Genomic DNA, 19,938 nt, shown 5'->3' on the forward strand with positions numbered 1-19,938 from the left:
CTCAAGAAAACTCAAGACCTGCTGTATAATTGGGTTAGTATCTATTGCGCCACTTTCATCAAAGCTCGTGTCACTTGCTCTTCTTTTTCGGAAGCATAAGTTGTGTCATACTTATTGGTAACATCGAAAAGATATTGATAAAAATTCGTGATATTATGAGATTCTTCTAATTTGCCAAACGCTTTTTCTTTGCCTAACATTTGAAGTTCTTTAACAAAAGCATCAAAACGTTTGTCAATAACAGAAATTGCATTGATGGTATAATTATAAGCTTTTTCCTTTTGACCGATTTTTTGATACGCATCCGAAATTGAATTCACTAGATAAGCGTATTCCATTGGTTTGGTATTCATTTGACGTGCGGAATAAACTCGGTATTCAGGCGAAAGTTTTAGATAATAATCATACTCTGTGAAGATATCTTTTTTGATGGCATCAGCCATTTCCAGACCTTTTTTCTCATCGCCCGCAACAATGTACGCATAGGCAATTGCACTTAGCGATCTAGGATCATTGTATTTGGAACCAGGAATTTCTGTGCTTATTAAATTAAGAAGTTCAATAGCTTTTCCTTTTTGTCCCGCTTGTGCCAAAGCTACCGCCGTACGACTTGTTGACAATCTATAACCTAAAATATTTTCTTGAGCTGTGCCATCGAAATGAACACTCAAATCCTTAAAGTTGCCCCATTTGTAGTTTTTCACGACATTATACATTTGGTCAGCATTAATTCTACCCATTTCGCCAGAATCTGACTCTGGTGTTTTGATAGGAACCAAACGATAACTAAAACCATCTAACTGTAAATAATCTTGAAGGAAGAAAATATTTTCTGGATCATAAACGCCACCATTCGAGAAGTTAAGAGGTCGCTTCCAATCGAAGTTTGCGAGAATATCCAACAGCATCAAATTGTTTTTGAACATACTATTTTTCTTATAATCGATTGTAATCGATTGTTCTGCCAAAGCAGCTTCTGCTGGTGTAATAATTCCTGATTTCACAGCATTATTAACATTCACAGGCAACACAAATTTGGACACAGGAATAAAATTAAAACGCTCTGTTTTGCTATTTTCTCCAAAGATCATTTTCAGGATTTCTGTTTTATTTTCAGATTTTTGTTTTAAGAAATTAACCGCATCTTTCACTGTCATAGAGTCTTGTTCCAAGAATTTTCTATATTCTGCAAATTCGGTTTCTGGCGCACCAGCTTGTTGAAGATTAGCAAAAATATTCTGCCAATCTTTTTTAGTCATTAAATATATTTGGTCGTTAGATCCATCGCGATAATCTTCATGTGTAAATACCGAAGGCACAGGCGCAGACTTATAAGTTTGACGCTTCATTTGATCCAAATACCAAGGCGTTGCCAATAAGGTGAAGTTAACAACTTTAACATCCGAACGGAATTCCTCAGTTTCTTGCAATCCCCAGACTGGATAAGTATCATTATCTCCATACACAAACAACAAGGCATTATTTGGTAAAGATTTCAGAGAAGAATAAGAATAATCGTAAGCTGCAGTTCTTTTGCTTCTGTCATGGGAATTATAATTTTGGAAGCCCATCATCAGCGGAATTCCCAACATGATTACCCCAACTGCCCATTGTGCTGCATTGGTTTTAACTTTCTTTTGAACGAATGAAAATACTGTTGCCACACCCAGACCAATCCAAATTGCAAAGGCATAAAATGCCCCAACCATCGCATAGTCACGCTCTCTCACTTCGAAAGGTTTTACACCAGTGTAGAAGACAATCCCAACACTTGTTAATATAAATAAAGACAATATCGCATAGAATCTTCCAAAATCTCTATTGAGTTGAAAAAAGAAACCTAACAAGCCCAAAATTAAAGGTAACATGAAAAAATACACCGTGCTTTCGTTACGGAATTTCGCAGGCATATCACTCTGATTTCCCCAAAGATTATTATCTATAAACGAAATACCTGTAATAAAGTTACCATTGGTATTTTGCATATTTCCTTCAAGGTCATTTTGTCTTCCGGAGAAGTTCCAAAGTAGATAACGCGCGAAATAATAATAATTTTGGAAAGTAAAGAAATAGTCTAAGTTTTGTGATAAACTTGGTCGTTGTACATTGATTATTTCAAAAGGTTTTGCATCATAATAATCACTCGCTTTTAAGGTTCCTGCTTCAAATTTCTTTCTTAAACCATCAAAATATTGTTGTGCTTCTGGACTGTTTGCTGCTTCTTCATTATCAAAATTAAAGGTAAAATCTGGCGCATCGTACATCGAAATATAATTGGCAATAACACTACGATCTTCACTGAACATTCTTGGTAAAAAGCCTACATGCGCCGGATTGAATACGTAATTAAAACGCTCTCCAACCACACGATAACGTCCTGTTTTCTCATCTTTTTCGTAGATATCTCCAGTTTTATTTGTACGGAAGCTTCCGTCCTCATTTTTAAGGATGCCATTATAATCAAGATAAGCAGTATAGTTTTGACCATACATTGTAGGCCAATCACCATATTGTACACGGTTGTAATAATCCAACATTCCAATGGCGTTATCAGGATCATTAAGGTTCATCGGTGCATTGGCATTTGCACGAATCGGGATCACCATCCAACAAGAAAATCCGATTATCATATAGACAAGCGACAATGCAATTGTTTGATAAAGTGACTTTCCTATCTTTCTTGAATAATTAATAACTAAATAGCAAATTAATATTAAAATAGCAAAAGCGAAAATAGTCCCACTATGGAAAGGAAGTCCCAATCCATTAACAAAAAAGATTTCACTTTTTCCGAAAAGTGTCATTATTAAGGGGAAAATCCCTTTAAACACAATACCCAGAATAACTAAAGTTACCAAATTTGCAATGATAAAGTTCTTCCAAGTAAATGTATAATTACGAGCATAATAGACGAAACAAGCCGCTGGCAAAGCCAACATACACATCATGTGAACCCCTACAGAAAGCCCTACAATAAAGAAAGTTAGAATAATCCAACGTTCGTTTCCATGATCATGGTATTCGTTTTCCCATTTCGTGATTAACCAAAGTAATAATGCGATAAACATCGTTGCCATGGCATAAACTTCGCCTTCCACCGCCGAAAACCAAAAGGTATCCGAAAATGTGAAACATAAGGCTCCTATGACACCTGAAAATAAAATACCAATTTGTTCACCTGGGCTTAGTTCAGAATATTCTTTATTCAATAATCGTCTCGTAAAATGTGTAATCGTCCAGAATAAGAACAAGACGGTTACCGCGCTACAAATCCCAGAAAGTGCATTGATCACCAAAGCATAATTTTCGGGATTTCCAAACGCAAAAATAGCGAAAACAGCACCTATTAGTTGGAATAGAGCCGCTCCAGGCGCATGCGTCACTTCCAGCTTAACAGCAGAAGAAATATATTCTCCACAATCCCAAAAACTCAATCGATGCTCTATGGTCGATAGATAAGTTATAAGAGCAATTACAAAAACAACCCAACCTAAGATGGTATTCCATTGTTTAAATGTCCAGTTCTTCATATTTTTATCACAAATTAGTGCGAAAATAAGACTTTTAACTGATTTTTATCTTCCTTTTAACAGAATTTTAATTTTTGGCTTAATATTTGGAAGTTTTGCAAATGTTAAATACTCTAAAAAATGGATAGCTGATTTTTTTTAGTCACAAAGAATTAGACTACTATTATTTTTTTTGTATTTTTGCAAACAGTTTTTTTAGTGAGAAAAATGTTAAATAATGACTAATGTATACGATAACATTCTTGGTTTAATTGGGAATACTCCTTTGATTAGATTAAATCAAGTTACAAAGGATATCCCTGCGACTGTATACGCTAAGTTGGAATCTTATAACCCTGGACATTCTACCAAAGATAGAATCGCATTTCATATTATTGAAAATGCTGAAAAGAAAGGACTATTGAAACCTGGCTCTGTAGTTGTAGAAACAACTTCAGGCAATACAGGCTTCTCTCTGGCAATGGTGTGTATTATCAAAGGTTATAAATGTATCCTTGCAGTAAGTGACAAAACAAAACCCGAAAAAATTGCTTACCTCAAAGCTTTGGGGGCAACAGTTTTTGTATGTCCTGCCAATGTAGCAGCAGACGATCCTCGATCTTATTACGAAGTCGCTAAGCGTATCGCTAGCGAAACCCCTAACTCAATCTATATCAATCAATATTTTAATGAATTAAATATTGATGCGCATTATCAAACAACTGGTCCAGAAATTTGGGAGCAAACGCAAGGTAAAATAACGCACCTAGTAGCTTGTACAGGAACGGGTGGAACATTAACGGGTTCTGCTAAGTTTTTAAAAGAACAAAACCCTGACATCCAAATTATTGGTATTGATGCAGATGGTTCCATACTGAAAACCTTCCATGAAACGGGTGAAATTGACAAAAGCCAAATCCATCCTTATCAAATCGAAGGCATGGGGAAAAACTTAATTCCTTCTGCGCTTTTGTTTGATAAAGTTGACCATTTTGTAAAAGTTAATGACGAAATGAGTGCCTACCGTACCAGAGAAATCGCTCTAAAAGAAGCTATTATGGGCGGTTATACTACAGGCGCAGCAGTACAGGGGCTAATACAATATGCCAACATCAATCCTCTTAATGAGAAGCATGTTGTTGTAGTTATTTTCCCAGACCATGGATCACGTTACATCACAAAAGTATATAGTGATAAATGGATGGCTGAACAAGGTTTTGTTAACAATTGCTTTCACAACTACGAAGAAGTTTTTAAAACAGAAATCATAAAATAAAGTTTCTCCCGATGCTTAATCGGGAGATTATTTTTAATAAAGAAATTAGAATGGATATTTTTGACAGAATCAAAGAAAATCCTGGACCATTAGGACAATTTGCAGACTATGGCGAAGGTTATTTCATTTTCCCAAGATTAGAAGGACCTATTGGTCCAAGAATGAAATTTCAAAACAAAGAAGTTATTTTCTGGAGCGCCAATGATTATTTGGGACTATGTAATCATCCCGAAGTTATTGCTGCAGATGCAAAAGCCGCAGCAGAGTACGGCATGTTCTATCCAATGGGCGCTCGTGCCATGTCTGGAGAAACAGAGCAACACTTACAATTAGAAAAAGAATTAGCCGAATTTGTTAAAAAGGATTCCGCATACCTGCTTAACTTTGGTTATCAAGGTATGGTATCAACCATCGATGCTTTAGTAGATCGCCATGACGTTATTGTATATGACGTAGATTCTCACGCTTGTATCGTTGACGGTGTTAGACTACATTCTGGAAAACGTTTTACTTATAAGCATAACGATATTGAAAGTTTAGAAAAAAACCTTGAAAGAGCAACAAAAGTCGCTGCAGAAACTGGTGGCGGTATTTTAGTAATTACTGAAGGGGTTTTCGGAATGCGAGGACAACAAGGCAAACTGAAAGAAATTTGTGCTTTAAAAGATAAATACAAGTTCAGATTATTGGTCGATGATGCTCATGGTTTCGGAACTTTGGGAGAAACAGGCGCTGGTGCTGGCGAAGAGCAAGGTTGTCAAGATCAAATCGATGTTTACTTCTCAACTTTTGCTAAGTCTATGGCAGGTTTTGGGGCTTTCATCGCAGGAGATAAAGATATTATTAGATATTTAAAATTCAATCTTAGATCTCAAATTTTCGCTAAATCTTTGACAATGCCGATGGTTATTGGTGGACTTAAAAGATTAGAACTATTAAGAACAAGACCTGAAATAAAAGCTAAACTTTGGGAAAACGTTAACAAATTACAAAACGGACTTACGGAAAGAGGCTTTAACCTAGGAAATACCAATACTTGTGTAACGCCAGTTATGATGCAAGGTACACCAGTAGAAGCTACACTTTTGGTAAAAGACCTTCGCGAAAACTTCGGCATCTTCACCTCTGTTGTGGTGTATCCAGTAATCCCGAAAGGCATGATTTTGCTGAGATTAATTCCTACAGCTTCTCATACAGATGCTGAGATTAATGAGACGTTGGCTGCTTTTGAGGCCATCCATGACAAGCTAGTTATTGGATATTATAAAGAGCAAGCAGAAAAATTATTAGCTGAACAAAATTTGGAGTTCAAGCCTATTTAATTAAAATTATAAAAAAATCGCAATCAAAATTTGGTTGCGATTTTTTATTTTTAAAACTAAAATAATTATTTACGGATTGGTAGAGAAAATAGAAGCATTAGCAATCATCGCTCTTCTGTTCATTTTCAAGATATCTCTAACCCATTCTGCGAAATCTTCTGGTTGAAGAACTGTTTCTGGGTTTCCATCTGTTAAACCTCCTTGAATACTCATATCCGAAGCAATAGTACTCGGAGTTAAGGTAATTACACGAATATTATCTTTTCTCCATTCTGCCATCATCGATTGTGATAAAGAAATTACCGCTGCTTTAGAAGCGGCATAAGCAGACATGCCCGCGCCACCTTTAAGACCTGCTGTAGAAGCTACATTTACGATATCACCTTGACCTTTTTCCTTTAGAAAAGGATAAACCGCTTTAGAAGTGTATAATACACCGAACAGATTGGTTTTCATGACTTGTTCCCACACTTGTGTTGACATATCATTTAATTTCCCGAAATCGCCAATACCGGCGTTATTCACCAAAATATCAATGCTTCCCAAATCGTTTGCTAAAGCTTTAATTCCTGTATTAACAGCCGTTTCATCATCAATACTGAAAACGGAGTAAGATGCATTTACACCTAAGTTTTTAAGTTCTGCAACTGTATTTGTAAGATTTTCTTCGTTTCTTCCAGAAATTCCAATATTCACACCTTCATTAGCCAAAGCAAGAGCTACGGCTTTTCCTAAACCTCTTCCACCACCAGTTATAATGGCATTTTTCCCTTTTAAGCTTGTCATTTTCTTATATTTTTATGATTAAACTTTATCTTTTACAAAGGTACAAAATGAATACGCAATTTCTTAAAAAAGCCTTTTAACAATCATTCATTTAGAAATATATCTGGTGTATTGGTAGTAACGAAATCAATATTGGCATTGACTAATTTTTGATAAACTTCGGCATCATCCACTGTCCAAGCATTGGTTTTTAATCCTATTTTTCTTGCTTCCGCAATCCAATCCAGATGTTCTAAAAGTATTTCATAATCATAGTCAAAACCATCTAAACCAAGCTTTTTCAATGCATTCGGTGCCAAATCGCCATTCAAATAATAGACTAACATCTTTGGGTTAATTTCTTTTATTTTACAACAAATATGTAAGCTAAAAGATATAATCTCACATTGACTTTCAATATTGTATTTTTGAATTAAATCCATGGTTTTTCTAACCATAACCTCTTCTAATATTTGGTTTTTAGATGGTTTCAATTCAACAATTAATTTACAATTTGGAAATTTTTGACCTTGTATAAAATAATCCTCCAACCTCGGAATACTTTCAGCATTCGAAAGTTTAACCTTTTTTAAAATATCAAAATCTGTTTCGGTAATTTCTAAATCGCCAATCTGTTCATCATGAAAAACAATTAATTTCTCATCTTTTGTCATTTGAACATCAAACTCAGATCCGTAAACTTTTAATTTCTGAGCATTTTTTAAAGCTTGAATAGAATTTTCTGAAGTTCCAGGTTGGGATTTCCAAAATCCACGATGCACAATTAGTTGTGTTTTCATTATCCAAATTTTTACTAAATCTTTCAATTCTAAAAATAAGATATTCACTTTTCAGAAGCAAGTTTTTTTATCTTTGCTATAAACATTTATTTATGTCTGAAAACATCCAATTGAAGATAGAAGAACTAAGAGAAGAACTCCACCAACACAATTATAATTATTATATTTTAGACGAGCCTAGCATTTCAGATTTTGAATTTGATACAAAGCTTAAAGAACTTCAAGATTTAGAAAAACAACATCCTGAATTTGCAGACGCTAATTCTCCTACTTTGCGTGTTGGTGGCGGTGTTACCAAAAATTTCCCAACGATAACTCACCAATTCAGAATGTATTCTTTGGATAATTCTTACGATTTTAATGATCTTGAAGATTGGGAAAAACGAATTATTAAAACCATTGATGAACCCGTCGAATTTGTTGCTGAATTAAAATACGACGGCGCTTCTATCTCTATTTTATATGAAAACGGAAAACTTTCTCAAGCTGTAACGCGTGGTGATGGTTTCCGAGGTGACGAAATCACGAATAATGTGAGAACTATTTCGGATGTTCCTTTAAAATTGAAAGGTGATTTTCCTGAAAAATTCTTCATGCGAGGTGAAATTTATTTAACGAGAAAAAATTTCGATAAAATTAACCAACAGCGTGAAGAAGAAGGTTTAGACTTGTTTATGAACCCAAGAAATACAGCAAGTGGAAGTTTAAAAATGCAAGATTCTGCTGAGGTTAGAAAACGTGGACTTTCAGCAGTTTTATATCAATATATCGCAGAGGAATTTCCTGCTCAAACCCATTGGGATGTTTTATCTAAGGCTAAAAACTGGGGATTTAAAGTATCTGAAGATCAAGCAAAATTGTGCACAAGTTTAGATGATGTTAAAAATTTCATCAACTTTTGGGATGCTGAGCGTCACAATTTACCTTTTGAAATTGATGGAATTGTGATAAAAGTAAATTCACTTCAACAGCAGAAACAATTGGGTTACACCGCAAAATCTCCGCGTTGGGCGATGTCTTATAAGTTTAAAGCTGAAAAAGTAGAAACAGAACTTTTAAGTGTTTCTTATCAAGTCGGAAGAACTGGAGCCATAACTCCCGTCGCCAATTTGAAACCTGTTTTGTTGGCCGGAACCATTGTAAAAAGGGCTTCTTTGCATAATGAAGACATCATAAAAAAATTGGACTTGCACGAAAATGATTTTGTGTATGTAGAAAAAGGCGGCGAAATTATTCCTAAAATTGTAGGCGTAAATACAGAAAAAAGGACGTCTGAAAGCCGAGAAATAGAATACATAAAAAATTGTCCAGAGTGCGGAACTGAATTGGTGAAAATTGAAGATCAAGCCATACATTTTTGCCCAAACGATCTGCATTGTCCGCCACAAGTTGTTGGAAGAATGATACATTATGTTTCTAGAAAAGCTTTGAATATAGAAAATCTGGGTAGCGAAACCATAGAACAGCTTTACAGAGAAAAACTGATTGAAAATCCTGCCGACTTTTATGCTTTAACCAAAGAACAACTGCTTCCATTAGATAGAATGGCGGAGAAATCAGCTCAAAATATTATTGATGGTATCGAAAAATCAAAACAAATTCCATTTGAAAAAGTTTTATACGGAATCGGAATTAAACATGTTGGCGAAACCGTTGCTAAAAAATTAGTTAAAAATTTTGCTACAATCGAAGATTTGAAAAATGCTACAGTTGAAGAACTTACACAAGTGGAAGACATCGGTGGGAAAATTGCCGTAAGCATAGTTGATTTCTTCCAAAATCCTGAAAATAATCTTATGATTGACCGCTTGAAAAACTATGGGGTTCAATTAGAAAAAGGGGAAAGTACGCAGGAAGTTTTAAGCAATGTTTTGGAAGGAAAAACCTTTTTATTTACAGGTAAATTATCGCTTTTTACGCGCGAACAAGCCGAAGAAATGGTGGAAAAACACAATGGAAAAAATATTTCCGCCGTTTCTAAAAACTTAAATTATTTAGTGGTTGGCGAAAAAGCAGGAAGCAAGCTGAAAAAAGCTCAGGATATCGGCACTATTACAATTTTAGACGAGCAAGAATTTTTGGATTTGATTAATGAAGGATAAAATTTTCGGCGGTAGCGAAGCTGCCGCCGAAACCCGAGCTCATTCAAAATAAAAAACTAAAATCAATAAACTTTAAAACCTATCATCAAAAGTGATAGGTTTTTTCTTGATATCAATTTTGCTTTTGTAACTTTGAGTAAAAGCTTTAAATATGAGTAACAAAGGATGTTGTAGCAATCCACCTATAAAAAACGACCATGACCATTCACACTCTCATGATTCTCATGATCATTCTCATGAAACCTCAGACAAAAGCATTTTGCAATTGTTCGCTCCAGCAATTATTTCCTTTGTCGTTTTAATTATCGGAATTCTTTTCGATTACTATTTTAAACCAACTTGGTTTGAGAGTTGGACTCGAATAATTCTTTATGCAATTGCTTATCTTCCTGTCGGTTGGCCTGTTATAAAAGAAGCTTTTGAAAGTATGAAAAATGGCGATATTTTCTCTGAGTTTTTCTTGATGTCAATCGCAACAATTGGTGCAATTATCATTGGAGAATATCCCGAAGCTGTTGCCGTTATGTTGTTTTATTCCGTTGGTGAAATTTTCCAAAGTTTGGCAGTACAAAAAGCCAAAAACAATATCGCAAGCCTTATGGATCAGCGCCCTGACGAGGTAACTATCATTGAAAATAATCAACATAAAACAGTAAAAGCCAAAGAAGTGAACATTGGACAAAAAATCCTTCTAAAACCTGGTGAAAAATTAGCCCTTGATGGTGAACTTTTTAGTGAACAAGCCTCTTTTAATACTTCTGCTTTAACTGGTGAAAGTAAACCCGACACCAAACAAAAAGGCGATGAAGTATTGGCTGGAATGATTAATCTAAATTCTGTCGCTGAGGTTTTGGTGAAAACAGATTACCAAGATTCCAAACTCAGTAAGATTTTAGAATTGGTACAAAATGCCAATCAGCAAAAAGCACCCACCGAATTATTTATCCGAAAATTCGCAAAAATATATACGCCGATAGTTACTTTTTTAGCATTAAGTATTTTCATGCTTCCTTATCTATTTGTCGAGGTTTACGATTACAAAACATGGTTATACCGCGCTTGTATTTTTCTTGTAATTTCTTGTCCATGTGCTTTGGTTATCTCCATTCCTTTGGGTTATTTTGGCGGAATTGGCGCAGGTAGCAAAAACGGAATTCTCTTCAAAGGCGGTAATTTTATCGATGCTTTGGCGTCTATAAAAAATGTAGTAATGGACAAAACAGGAACTTTAACGGAAGGTGTTTTTAAAGTAAAAGACATTCAAATCTTTAAAGATTTTAATGAAAAAGAAATTCTTGAAGTTTTAAACAAATTAGAAAGCCACTCTACACATCCTATTGCAACGGCAATTCATGAATATGTGGGTAAGCAAAATCCTAATTTAATTTTAGAAAATATTGAAGAAATTCCAGGTCGTGGACTGAAAGCCAATTATCAGGGGAAAGACTTTCTGGCAGGCAACTTTAAGCTGATGGATAAATTCGGAATCACACACGATGTAAATTCTCAAAACTTCACCGAAAGTCTTATCGCTATTGCTTTCGATAATAAATTTGTTGGCTACATTACAATTTCAGATCAAATAAAACCTGAAGCTTCAACAGCAATTGCAGAACTTAAAAAACTAAATATCAACAGCTTTATGCTGAGTGGTGACAAAAAAGAGGTTGTTGAGTCTGTGGCTCAGCAACTCCAAATTAATCATGCTTCGGGTGGACTTTTACCCGAAGATAAAGTTGCTGAACTTAAAAAAATAAGATCTCAATACGGAAGTGTCGCCTTCGTTGGAGATGGCGTTAACGATGCGCCTGTTGTGGCTTTGGCAGATGTTGGTATGGCGATGGGAGGATTGGGGAGCGATGCGACAATTGAAACGGCAGACGTGGTAATTCAGGATGATAAAGCGACTAAAATCCCTTTAGCGATTAAAATTAGTAAAGCCACAAAAAAAGTAGTTTGGCAAAATATTATCCTAGCTTTTGGCGTAAAAGCTATTGTTCTCATTCTGGGAGCTGGTGGTTTGGCAACCATGTGGGAAGCCGTTTTTGCAGATGTTGGCGTCGCACTTTTGGCGATTCTTAATGCGGTAAGAATTCAGAATATGAATTTTAAAGTTTAGAAAAAAATATTATTTAATTCTGAAAAGTCCTAACTTTAATATAGAATTAAAGAATATGGACATCAAAGATAGCTTAGATATTCTACGAATGCCAAGCACTGAAAACGAAGTTTTACTAATATTAATTTCGGTATTGGTAGGGCTTGTTATCGGTGCAGATCGCGAGTATCAAAATAAATCAGCTGGATTAAGAACTTTCATTTTAGTCAGTTTCGGGTCATGTATTTTCACGATTCTGAGTCTTAAAATAGGTGTTGATAATCCGGACCGTTTGGCAGCCAATATTATCACCGGAATTGGTTTTCTTGGCGCTGGCGTTATTTTCAAAGATGATAACAAAATCGGAGGCATAACAACAGCAACTACCATTTGGGCAACCGCTTCGCTCGGGATGGCTGTAGGATCTGGCCATATCTATTTGGCTTTGTTGGGCACTTTTTTGGTAATGTTGATTTTAAGAATTCTACTATTTCTACAAAACATCATCGACAGCAATAATAAAATTCGGGATTATAAAATTACAACAAGCGTTAACGACTACGAATATTGTCAAATGCTTTTCCGAAAAACGGATTTAAAACAAGAAATTATCAGGCAACAATACGGTAAAGACAGTATTTCTACAACTTGGCGACTTACAGGAAAACTAAGCAAACATCAACAACTCGTTGAGATTTTAATGAAAGATGAAAAAATAAATGCGTTTCAGTTTTAATATTTTTAGATTACGAAAATCTTTTAGTATGCTTTAAAAAAATTGTTTATTTTTCGTTATAGCCTAACAAATATTTTAAGATATTTTTTATGTGATCTTTTAGTTCTGTAAAATAAAGGGTTTCAAAATTCGCATCATTTTCGGCATGAGCAAATTCTTTATAGACCTGTAAGCCATGAATTGCACTGAAAATTGTTCCAGAAATTGTTGAATGGATAAACTCTACTCTTGGTAATTTTGTAAAGACCGCATTTTGATAACCAGACGTGATTAATGCACCATATATGTTTAAAAAATTCATTTGTGACTTTTTCAAAAAATCAATAATATAAGGCGTTTTATTCGATAATTGTTCGCGTTGCATAATGGTATAAAAATCGCGCATACGAATAATTTTACCACAAAACTGATCAATTAACAATACTAATTTTTCCCATTCGTTAAGTTTTGGTTGTGCCAAAATATCTTTTCCAAAACTGATACTTTCGTTCATTCGGTATTCGAAAATACGTTCATAAAGTTTGTCCTTGGAACCGAAATAATAGGAGATCATAGAAATATTAACCTTTGCTTCTTTACAAATCTCACGCGTAGATGTACCGCCAAACCCCTTCTTAGCAAAAAGTTTTTCGGCAGCAAACAAAATATTTTCTTCTTTTGAGATTCTCATTCACATCAATTTTACTTGCAAATGTATCGTATTTAGAAAAACCAAACAACTGATTGATTTTAATTCTTAAAATTTATTTTTTTTGAAATTATGTGTGCTTTTTATGGATATGTCTTGTCAATTTGATGCCCATATCTGTAAGTACAACTTTGGCATTTGCGTTACGAGAAATATGATAACTGGCATCTGTTAATTCTTCCAAAATAGCTTCAATATTGGCACCGCTGATGTAAGTCGAAAAAGCATCCCACCCAAAACCATTGCTATCCAATTTTCTATAAACCAAATTGGGACTTGCATAGTTTTGAAGCAATGCAAGACGGAAAGTTTCTGTACAAAACTCTAAAAATCGAATTTGTTTATCCCTGTTCCATGCGCTGATCTCGTGTGACCAACGGATAATTGCACGCAAAACTTCGGGTTTCTTTTTCGCCATAAAAGCATTACGAACCCATTGGATAAAGAGTTCGTCGAACTCGTTAGCGGAAGTTCCTGCTTCTAAGATTTTAGAAGCAATATTAAGATCACCACGAGATTGATTGACAATTGTATCAATAGATGATTCTTCCTGATTTGGGAAACGTTTTATCAATTCGTTCTTAATGTCTTCGTCTTCAATACGAGGTACTTCAAGCATTTGACAACGCGATAATATGGTTGGCAAAATAGTATCTATCCTATTAGCACAAAGTATAATATATGTATTTTTGGGCGGTTCTTCTAAGAATTTCAGGATTTTATTCGCCGCTTCTTCATTCATTTTGTCAGCACGCCAAATAATGAGAATTTTGCTACCACCTTCAAAGCTTTTTAAAGCAAATTTGGTGTGCATGTCTTCGGCTTCTTGTGCAGAGATAAAGAATTGTTTTTTTTCGGAATCTAAATAATTGGTCCAATCATCAAAACTAGAATAAGGATTTGCAAGAATCATTTCACGCCATTCTGTGAAATAGCGTTTGCTGAGTGAAATATTTTTTTCGGTGAAAATTGGAAAACTGAAATGCAAATCGAGGTGGTTAAGATGTTCTACCTTTTGCGCAGCCAATGGATTTTCTCGCGAAAGAATCTCTTGTGAAAACGCAAGAGCCATCGCTAAAGTGCCATAACCTTCTTCTCCAACAAATAATTGTGCATGCCCTACCCGATTATCATTAATACTTGACAAAAGCTGATGCTTCAATTTTTCTTGACCGACGATTTTTTCCCATTTCATGCCAACAAATATAAAAAATAAGTTCTAGCTTTAGGTCATTTGAGAAGGCTAAATAACAAGAATGAAATTAATACCAAAGCACTTAACAAACTTTAACGCCAAATAAATTTTTGAGATTCATTATTAATTAAGATATTTGCGCTTTGATAATAACAACGAATGAAAAAGACTTTTGTCGCATCATTACTTACAGCGGGATTTTACCTACATGCCCAAAGTATTGGTAATTCTCCATATGCAGCCTACGGAATTGGTGATATAAAATATGACAACACAGTAGATGTAAGTTCTATGGGAGGTGTTTCTACTGCTTACATTTGGGATTTCAATAATAATTTCAATTTTAAAAACCCAGCAGCTAATACCAACCTAGAATTGGCAACTATTAAAGTTGAAGGTACCAACGAAAATAACTTTTACAAAACAGATTATAACAATACGAATGTTACCAAACATTCTAATTATCTGTCGAATATTGCCATTGCAATGCCTCTGAGCAAGAAAGTAAAATTCGGATTGGGTTTCCAGCCATATAGTTCTAAACAATACGAAATTCTAAGAACTTTAACGACTTCTGAAGGCAATCTCGAAGGTCATAAATACAATGGCAAAGGTACGCTTAACACAATCCAAGCGGCTTTGGGCTATCAGATTACGCCAAGTTTTGCATTAGGTTTGAGAACCAATTATTACTTTGGAAAATTGTACGACATCGAAGAAGTTACTTTCTCTGACGCCGAATTGATAAGCGGTTATTCTAACAGCAACAAAATCAATTCTTTCAATTTTACACTAGGTACAACCTATCAGAAAAAATTCATCAACGATTATAAATTAACACTAGGAGCAACTTACACTTTCGGAACGACTGGTCAAATGGAAAGCGTATACACCAACAGTACTTATTTCAAAGGTATTGGTGATGTTAAAGGTTACGAAACCATCATTGATGAAAAAGAAAGCCGAGATAAAAAATTCTTACCTCAAGAGTTCTCTTTGGGTCTAGGTTACGGTCATGAAACCAAATGGTTTGTAGGAACACAGTTGGATTATAAAAATGGCGAAAACTTTAATTTCTTAGGACAAACGCTTAAATATAATAGTTCTTACAAAATTTCTGCAGGAGGTTGGATTGTTCCTAACTACAACAACTTCAGAAACTATTTTTCTCGTGTCATCTACCGTTATGGTGCTTATTATGAAAAAGGAGCGCTCAATATTGGTGGAAAAGACATCAACAAATATGCTATCACAGGTGGTGTAACATTACCTTTCCAAAAAAGTAGTGTAACGAGAATGAACAGCATTGACCTTGGCTTAGAACTAGGACGCAGAGGAACTTTGGAAAACAACCTTATTCAGCAGAATTTTATCAACTTTAAGATAGGTATTAACTTTGCTGATAAATGGTTCGGAAGAAGACTTTACAACTAATATTAAAGATAGTTACTAATGATTTTTAGAATTAGTAAAATATCACAACATACAGCATTAAGAAACAAGATCTTTTTTAGTTTCTTAATGCTTTTTGTTTTGCAATCATGTGAGGAAGACATCACGAAAAAAAAACAAGACAAAAAAACCAATTTCCCTTCGCAAGTTATTTACAATGCGAAAATTGTCCAAAGAGATTCTGGAAAAGTCAAAGTAAAATTCGATGCAGCTTTACTCGAAAAATACGAACTGATTGACTCGCCTTACGTAGAAGCCAAAAAAGGAATTTACCTCGAATATTTTGACAAAAAAAATCCAAAAGTTCCTGGAAAAATTTGGGCCAAATATGCAAGATACGACGAAAAGAAAGATTTCTATTTTGCAAAAGGTCGCGTAAAAATTGTCACCAACGAAGGCCGAACTTTCGTAACAGAAACTATTAATTGGGACAAAAAAAATAGAAAAATGTACACCAAAGACACTGTTTTTGTATCCGATCAAGATGGCAATGTTTTGATTGGTGCTAACGGTATGGTTGCAAAAGATGATTTTACAGAATACACATTCTACAACAACTCTGGACAATTCAACACCAAAGGATTACCAAAAACTGGCTTATAATGGCTACAAAACATTATTTCGCAATTGGATTAATGTCCGGAACTAGCCTAGATGGCTTGGATATTTGTTATTCAAAATTCTGGAAAACTAATGAACATTGGTCTTTTGACATCCTACAAGCCGAGACGATTTCTTATTCTGAAACGTGGGAAAATCGACTTCGAAAAGCCAACGAACTCAATGCACCAGACTTGTTCCAGCTTAACTCAGATTACGGTTTTTTGCTGGGTGAGTTGACCAAAGCTTTTATCTCAAATCATAATATCGAAAACCTAGATATCATAGGTTCTCACGGACATACGGTTTATCACCAACCTCAAAAAAATTTCACAGTTCAGATAGGCGACGGACGCGCTTTGCAATTGTTGACGAAAAAGAATGTCGTTTACGATTTCAGAATGCAAGATGTGCTTTTGGGTGGCAACGGCGCACCGTTGGTCCCGATTGGCGATCAATTGTTATTTTCAGAGTTCGAAGCTTGTATTAATCTAGGAGGATTTTCTAATATTTCATTTAAAAAAGAAGATAAAAGAATCGGTTACGACATTTGCCCAGTCAATATTGTTCTTAATCATTTTGCACAGAAACAAGCTTATAATTTCGATAAAGACGGATTTTTAGCAAAACAAGGACAAATTATTCCTGAACTTTTACAAGCATTAAATCAACTTGGATTTTATAAGAAAAATGCGCCTAAATCTTTGGGTTACGAATGGGTAGAAACTGAAATTTTTCCTTTATTAAAAGGCTATTCAGATTTCGATATTTTGACAACTTTCACAGAACATGCTGCCGAACAAATCGCTAAAAATCTAACTGAGAATAATATTAAAAACGCCCTATTTACAGGCGGTGGAACGCACAATGATTATTTAATTAGAAAAATTAAAACAAAAACCAAAACCCAAATCGAGATTCCTTCAAAAGAAATTATCGATTACAAAGAGGCTTTGATTTTTGCTTTTATGGCTGTCCTGAAAATGAATAATCACGTTAACGTTTTGTCATCTGTAACAGGCAGTGGACACGATCATTCATCAGGAATTTTTCTAAAATATTAAAGTTGCTCGATTTTATCAGTCAAAGCATCGATAAAGTTTTTCAATGGTTTCTCCACCATCATCTTGATAAACGGATTGAATTTCCCATCAAACAATAGCTGGACTTCTGTCTGATTATCGCTAATTGGCGACATATTACCTGTCAAAGAAAAATCCAAACTAGAACTTGCAGAAGCCAACACCACTTTTTGCTCTGTAACTTCCTGAATCTTAAGCGCAATCTCAGGCATTCCTTTCAATCCAAATTTGAAACCACCTTCTCTTGCTTCAAAATTTTGCAGACTATCTGGCATCAAAGCTTTATAATCTTCAGCATTTTTCAGCATTTCTGTTAAATCTTTAATCGATTTATTTACGATAATTTTTCGTCCTTCTAGATTCATTTTTCTATTTTTGTAATTATAATTAATAAGCTACGCAAATGTATAAAGTTTTTATCAATGAAAAAAAATTAATCCTTAGTGAAAAGCCTGAAATCGTTGAGCGAAACATAGCTTTTGAACAGGATTTACAATTCGATATTGCGATGGATCTTTTGCAGAATACATCGACCAAAGATGTAGCGATCTACCACAACGATGTGGAAGAATTGTGGTCAAAATTTCAAAATCATTATCAGGTTATCGAAGCGGCAGGCGGCATTGTCATTAATCCTGAAAGCAAAATATTGTTCATCTACCGACTCGGAAAATGGGATCTTCCAAAGGGGAAAATAGAATCTGGTGAATCTCGTAATGATGCGGCTTTGCGAGAAGTTGAAGAAGAATGTGGCTTGAGCAATTTGCAACTTTTGGACTTTATCAGCACCACTTATCACATGTATCATATAAAATCCCAGCCTGTCCTTAAAAAAACCTATTGGTACCACATGTCTTATAGCGATGCAAAAACGCCAATTCCGCAAGTAGAAGAAGGCATCACCAAAGTAGAATGGAAAAATAAAGTGGAAATCCAACAAGATGTCGAAAAGTCCACTTTTAATAATATTCTTTTAGTCCTCGAAGATTTTTTATCTAATCACGATATTTCATAAACATTCTATTGCTTGTTCTAGAGCAATTCCACGCGATGCTTTTAGTAAAATATTCTGCGTGGTAATAGGATTTTCTTTAAGATAATCGATTAATGCTGATGTATTTTCAAAAGCTAAATCATGGTGATTTACTTTTTTAAATTCTTTTCCGACAGTAATTATTTGATCAAAACTAAGCTGGGATGCTTTTTCATAAATAGATTGATGTTCAGCTTCGCTCTCATTACCAAGTTCGAGCATATCGCCGATGATAATCGTTTTGGAACCTTCAAATTCTTTAAAATTATCCAAAGACGCCGACATACTGCTCGGATTGGCATTGTAAGTATCTAAAACCAGCGTTTTGTCACCTTTTTTCTGAACTTGCGAACGCATATTGCTCGGAAAATAATTTTCTATAGCTTCTTTAATGTCTTTGAATTCAATTTTAAAATGTAAGCCCAAACTAACTGCCGCCGACAAATTAGTAAAATTATATTGACCTGTTAAGTTGGATAATAATTTTTCGTTTTGATAAATGAGTCCTACAAAATGCTCTTTAGCAAAAACATCATAAACGAAATCGGAAGTTGATTTTCCAAAACTTATTTTGTTGACATAATCTTTAGTTTTCTCCAACTGTATCGCATCTGCTTCGTTAACCAAAATGCATTGTTCATAGGATTTGAGATAATAATAAAGTTCAGACTTTCCTTTGATAACACCTTCGAAACCGCCAAAACCTTCGAGATGTGCTTTTCCAAAATTAGTGATGTATCCTATATTGGGTTTTGCGATTTTACAAAGAGATTCTATTTCTTTTTGATGATTGGCCCCCATTTCGACAACTGCAATTTCGTGTTCAGGTTTAATCGATAGAATTGTTAAAGGCACCCCAATATGATTGTTAAGATTTCCAAAGGTATTTTGTACGTAGAACTTCTTTGACAGAACTGTGCTGATCATTTCTTTCGTCGTGGTTTTACCATTGCTACCCGTTAATCCTATTATCGGGATTTTTAATTGACTACGATGATAAATCGCTAAGTCTTGCAAGAACTTTAAAGTCGATTCAACATAAAAAATATTACGTCCTGGATTACTAAAAGTAATATCCTCAACAATAACTGCTAAAGCGCCATTGGCAATAGCTTCTTCGGCTTTTTCTGCTGCGTTATAACTTTCACCAGAAAATGCAAAAAAGATGTCGTTATTTTGAAGCTTTCGACTGTCTATAATACAGTTGTTAGCTTTTTTATATAAGTTGTAGAAAGATTCGATATTCATGCTTCAAAATTAAGATTTAAAAAAATAGGAGC

At 34.7% G+C, this 19,938-nt stretch carries 16 protein-coding genes; 9 read left to right on the top strand and 7 right to left on the bottom strand.

All coding sequences use genetic code 11. The annotated features are described in order from the left end of the window. Positions 1–41 precede the first annotated feature (41 nt). The gene (locus ACVFVN_RS11840) at positions 42–3,530 is read right to left on the bottom strand and encodes a glycosyltransferase family 117 protein (RefSeq protein ID WP_456235411.1); all 3,489 of its coding nucleotides are present in this window, start codon (positions 3,528–3,530) and stop codon (positions 42–44) included. A gap of 217 nt (positions 3,531–3,747) precedes the next feature. Between ACVFVN_RS11840 and ACVFVN_RS11845 the strand changes: the two genes are divergently transcribed. Both ACVFVN_RS11845 and ACVFVN_RS11850 read left to right on the top strand, forming a co-directional pair. After that, a complete protein-coding gene (locus ACVFVN_RS11845; protein ID WP_165130622.1) occupies positions 3,748–4,785 on the top strand; it encodes a PLP-dependent cysteine synthase family protein in 1,038 nt (345 codons plus the stop codon). 50 nt (positions 4,786–4,835) lie between these two features. Then, positions 4,836–6,107 (top strand): aminotransferase class I/II-fold pyridoxal phosphate-dependent enzyme, encoded by a 1,272-nt coding sequence (locus ACVFVN_RS11850; protein WP_456235412.1) that lies wholly within the window; start codon positions 4,836–4,838, stop codon positions 6,105–6,107. A gap of 69 nt (positions 6,108–6,176) precedes the next feature. On the opposite strand, the gene ACVFVN_RS11855 is transcribed toward ACVFVN_RS11850, so the two are convergent. Then, positions 6,177–6,893, bottom strand: a complete 717-nt coding sequence (locus ACVFVN_RS11855) for a 3-ketoacyl-ACP reductase (RefSeq protein WP_456235413.1) — start codon at positions 6,891–6,893, stop codon at positions 6,177–6,179. 83 nt (positions 6,894–6,976) lie between these two features. Beyond that, positions 6,977–7,672 (bottom strand): glycerophosphodiester phosphodiesterase, encoded by a 696-nt coding sequence (locus tag ACVFVN_RS11860; RefSeq protein WP_456235414.1) that lies wholly within the window; start codon positions 7,670–7,672, stop codon positions 6,977–6,979. A 92-nt stretch (positions 7,673–7,764) separates the two neighbouring features. Between ACVFVN_RS11860 and ligA the strand changes: the two genes are divergently transcribed. The 3 genes from ligA (at position 7,765) to ACVFVN_RS11875 (ending at position 12,608) form a co-directional block, all read left to right on the top strand. Further along, positions 7,765–9,774 carry an NAD-dependent DNA ligase LigA gene (gene ligA, locus ACVFVN_RS11865; RefSeq protein ID WP_456235415.1) on the top strand — a complete coding sequence of 670 codons (2,010 nt, stop codon included), beginning with the start codon at positions 7,765–7,767 and terminating at the stop codon, positions 9,772–9,774. A 151-nt stretch (positions 9,775–9,925) separates the two neighbouring features. Beyond that, positions 9,926–11,893, top strand: coding sequence for a heavy metal translocating P-type ATPase (locus ACVFVN_RS11870; RefSeq protein WP_456235416.1), 1,968 nt, complete (start codon positions 9,926–9,928; stop codon positions 11,891–11,893). A 55-nt stretch (positions 11,894–11,948) separates the two neighbouring features. Further along, positions 11,949–12,608, top strand: coding sequence for an MgtC/SapB family protein (locus tag ACVFVN_RS11875; RefSeq protein WP_456235417.1), 660 nt, complete (start codon positions 11,949–11,951; stop codon positions 12,606–12,608). Between the two features lie 46 nt (positions 12,609–12,654). On the opposite strand, the gene ACVFVN_RS11880 is transcribed toward ACVFVN_RS11875, so the two are convergent. Then, positions 12,655–13,278, bottom strand: a complete 624-nt coding sequence (locus tag ACVFVN_RS11880) for a TetR/AcrR family transcriptional regulator (RefSeq protein WP_456235418.1) — start codon at positions 13,276–13,278, stop codon at positions 12,655–12,657. An 88-nt stretch (positions 13,279–13,366) separates the two neighbouring features. Further along, entirely contained in the window at positions 13,367–14,491 is a 1,125-nt protein-coding gene (locus ACVFVN_RS11885; RefSeq protein ID WP_456235419.1) for a DNA polymerase III subunit, read from the bottom strand. 159 nt (positions 14,492–14,650) lie between these two features. Between ACVFVN_RS11885 and ACVFVN_RS11890 the strand changes: the two genes are divergently transcribed. The 3 genes from ACVFVN_RS11890 (at position 14,651) to ACVFVN_RS11900 (ending at position 17,607) form a co-directional block, all read left to right on the top strand. Continuing rightward, complete coding sequence (locus tag ACVFVN_RS11890) at positions 14,651–15,925, top strand: hypothetical protein (RefSeq protein WP_456235420.1); 1,275 nt, start codon at positions 14,651–14,653, stop codon at positions 15,923–15,925. Positions 15,926–16,012: 87 nt separating this feature from the next. Then, a complete protein-coding gene (locus ACVFVN_RS11895; protein ID WP_456235443.1) occupies positions 16,013–16,546 on the top strand; it encodes an LPS export ABC transporter periplasmic protein LptC in 534 nt (177 codons plus the stop codon). Next, positions 16,546–17,607 (top strand): anhydro-N-acetylmuramic acid kinase, encoded by a 1,062-nt coding sequence (locus ACVFVN_RS11900; protein ID WP_456235421.1) that lies wholly within the window; start codon positions 16,546–16,548, stop codon positions 17,605–17,607. Before ACVFVN_RS11895 ends, ACVFVN_RS11900 begins: the two co-directional genes overlap by 1 nt. Here ACVFVN_RS11900 and ACVFVN_RS11905 read toward each other — a convergent pair. Then, on the bottom strand, positions 17,604–17,990 hold the full coding sequence (locus ACVFVN_RS11905) for an SRPBCC family protein (protein ID WP_456235422.1): 387 nt from the start codon (positions 17,988–17,990) through the stop codon (positions 17,604–17,606). The two genes, ACVFVN_RS11900 and ACVFVN_RS11905, sit on opposite strands and share 4 nt — an antisense overlap. Before the next feature lie 38 nt (positions 17,991–18,028). On the opposite strand from ACVFVN_RS11905, the gene ACVFVN_RS11910 reads away from it, so the two are divergent. Then, on the top strand, positions 18,029–18,640 hold the full coding sequence (locus ACVFVN_RS11910) for an NUDIX hydrolase (protein ID WP_456235423.1): 612 nt from the start codon (positions 18,029–18,031) through the stop codon (positions 18,638–18,640). Here the strand turns inward: ACVFVN_RS11910 and ACVFVN_RS11915 are convergent. Further along, complete coding sequence (locus ACVFVN_RS11915; RefSeq protein ID WP_456235424.1) at positions 18,635–19,906, bottom strand: UDP-N-acetylmuramoyl-tripeptide--D-alanyl-D-alanine ligase; 1,272 nt, start codon at positions 19,904–19,906, stop codon at positions 18,635–18,637. The genes ACVFVN_RS11910 and ACVFVN_RS11915 overlap by 6 nt on opposite strands. Positions 19,907–19,938: the final 32 nt, after the last annotated feature.

The sequence above is a fragment of the Soonwooa purpurea genome, assembly GCF_053891095.1.

Coding starts and splice junctions, on each gene's coding strand:
- ACVFVN_RS11850 (WP_456235412.1), top strand. CDS start 4,836: ATGGATATTTTTGACAGAATCAAAGAAAATCCTGGACCATTAGGACAA.
- ACVFVN_RS11870 (WP_456235416.1), top strand. CDS start 9,926: ATGAGTAACAAAGGATGTTGTAGCAATCCACCTATAAAAAACGACCAT.
- ACVFVN_RS11895 (WP_456235443.1), top strand. CDS start 16,013: ATGCTTTTTGTTTTGCAATCATGTGAGGAAGACATCACGAAAAAAAAA.
- ACVFVN_RS11855 (WP_456235413.1), bottom strand. CDS start 6,893: ATGACAAGCTTAAAAGGGAAAAATGCCATTATAACTGGTGGTGGAAGA.
- ACVFVN_RS11840 (WP_456235411.1), bottom strand. CDS start 3,530: ATGAAGAACTGGACATTTAAACAATGGAATACCATCTTAGGTTGGGTT.
- ACVFVN_RS11910 (WP_456235423.1), top strand. CDS start 18,029: ATGTATAAAGTTTTTATCAATGAAAAAAAATTAATCCTTAGTGAAAAG.
- ACVFVN_RS11880 (WP_456235418.1), bottom strand. CDS start 13,278: ATGAGAATCTCAAAAGAAGAAAATATTTTGTTTGCTGCCGAAAAACTT.
- ACVFVN_RS11900 (WP_456235421.1), top strand. CDS start 16,546: ATGGCTACAAAACATTATTTCGCAATTGGATTAATGTCCGGAACTAGC.
- ACVFVN_RS11915 (WP_456235424.1), bottom strand. CDS start 19,906: ATGAATATCGAATCTTTCTACAACTTATATAAAAAAGCTAACAACTGT.
- ACVFVN_RS11860 (WP_456235414.1), bottom strand. CDS start 7,672: ATGAAAACACAACTAATTGTGCATCGTGGATTTTGGAAATCCCAACCT.
- ligA (WP_456235415.1), top strand. CDS start 7,765: ATGTCTGAAAACATCCAATTGAAGATAGAAGAACTAAGAGAAGAACTC.
- ACVFVN_RS11905 (WP_456235422.1), bottom strand. CDS start 17,990: ATGAATCTAGAAGGACGAAAAATTATCGTAAATAAATCGATTAAAGAT.
- ACVFVN_RS11885 (WP_456235419.1), bottom strand. CDS start 14,491: ATGAAATGGGAAAAAATCGTCGGTCAAGAAAAATTGAAGCATCAGCTT.
- ACVFVN_RS11890 (WP_456235420.1), top strand. CDS start 14,651: ATGAAAAAGACTTTTGTCGCATCATTACTTACAGCGGGATTTTACCTA.
- ACVFVN_RS11845 (WP_165130622.1), top strand. CDS start 3,748: ATGACTAATGTATACGATAACATTCTTGGTTTAATTGGGAATACTCCT.
- ACVFVN_RS11875 (WP_456235417.1), top strand. CDS start 11,949: ATGGACATCAAAGATAGCTTAGATATTCTACGAATGCCAAGCACTGAA.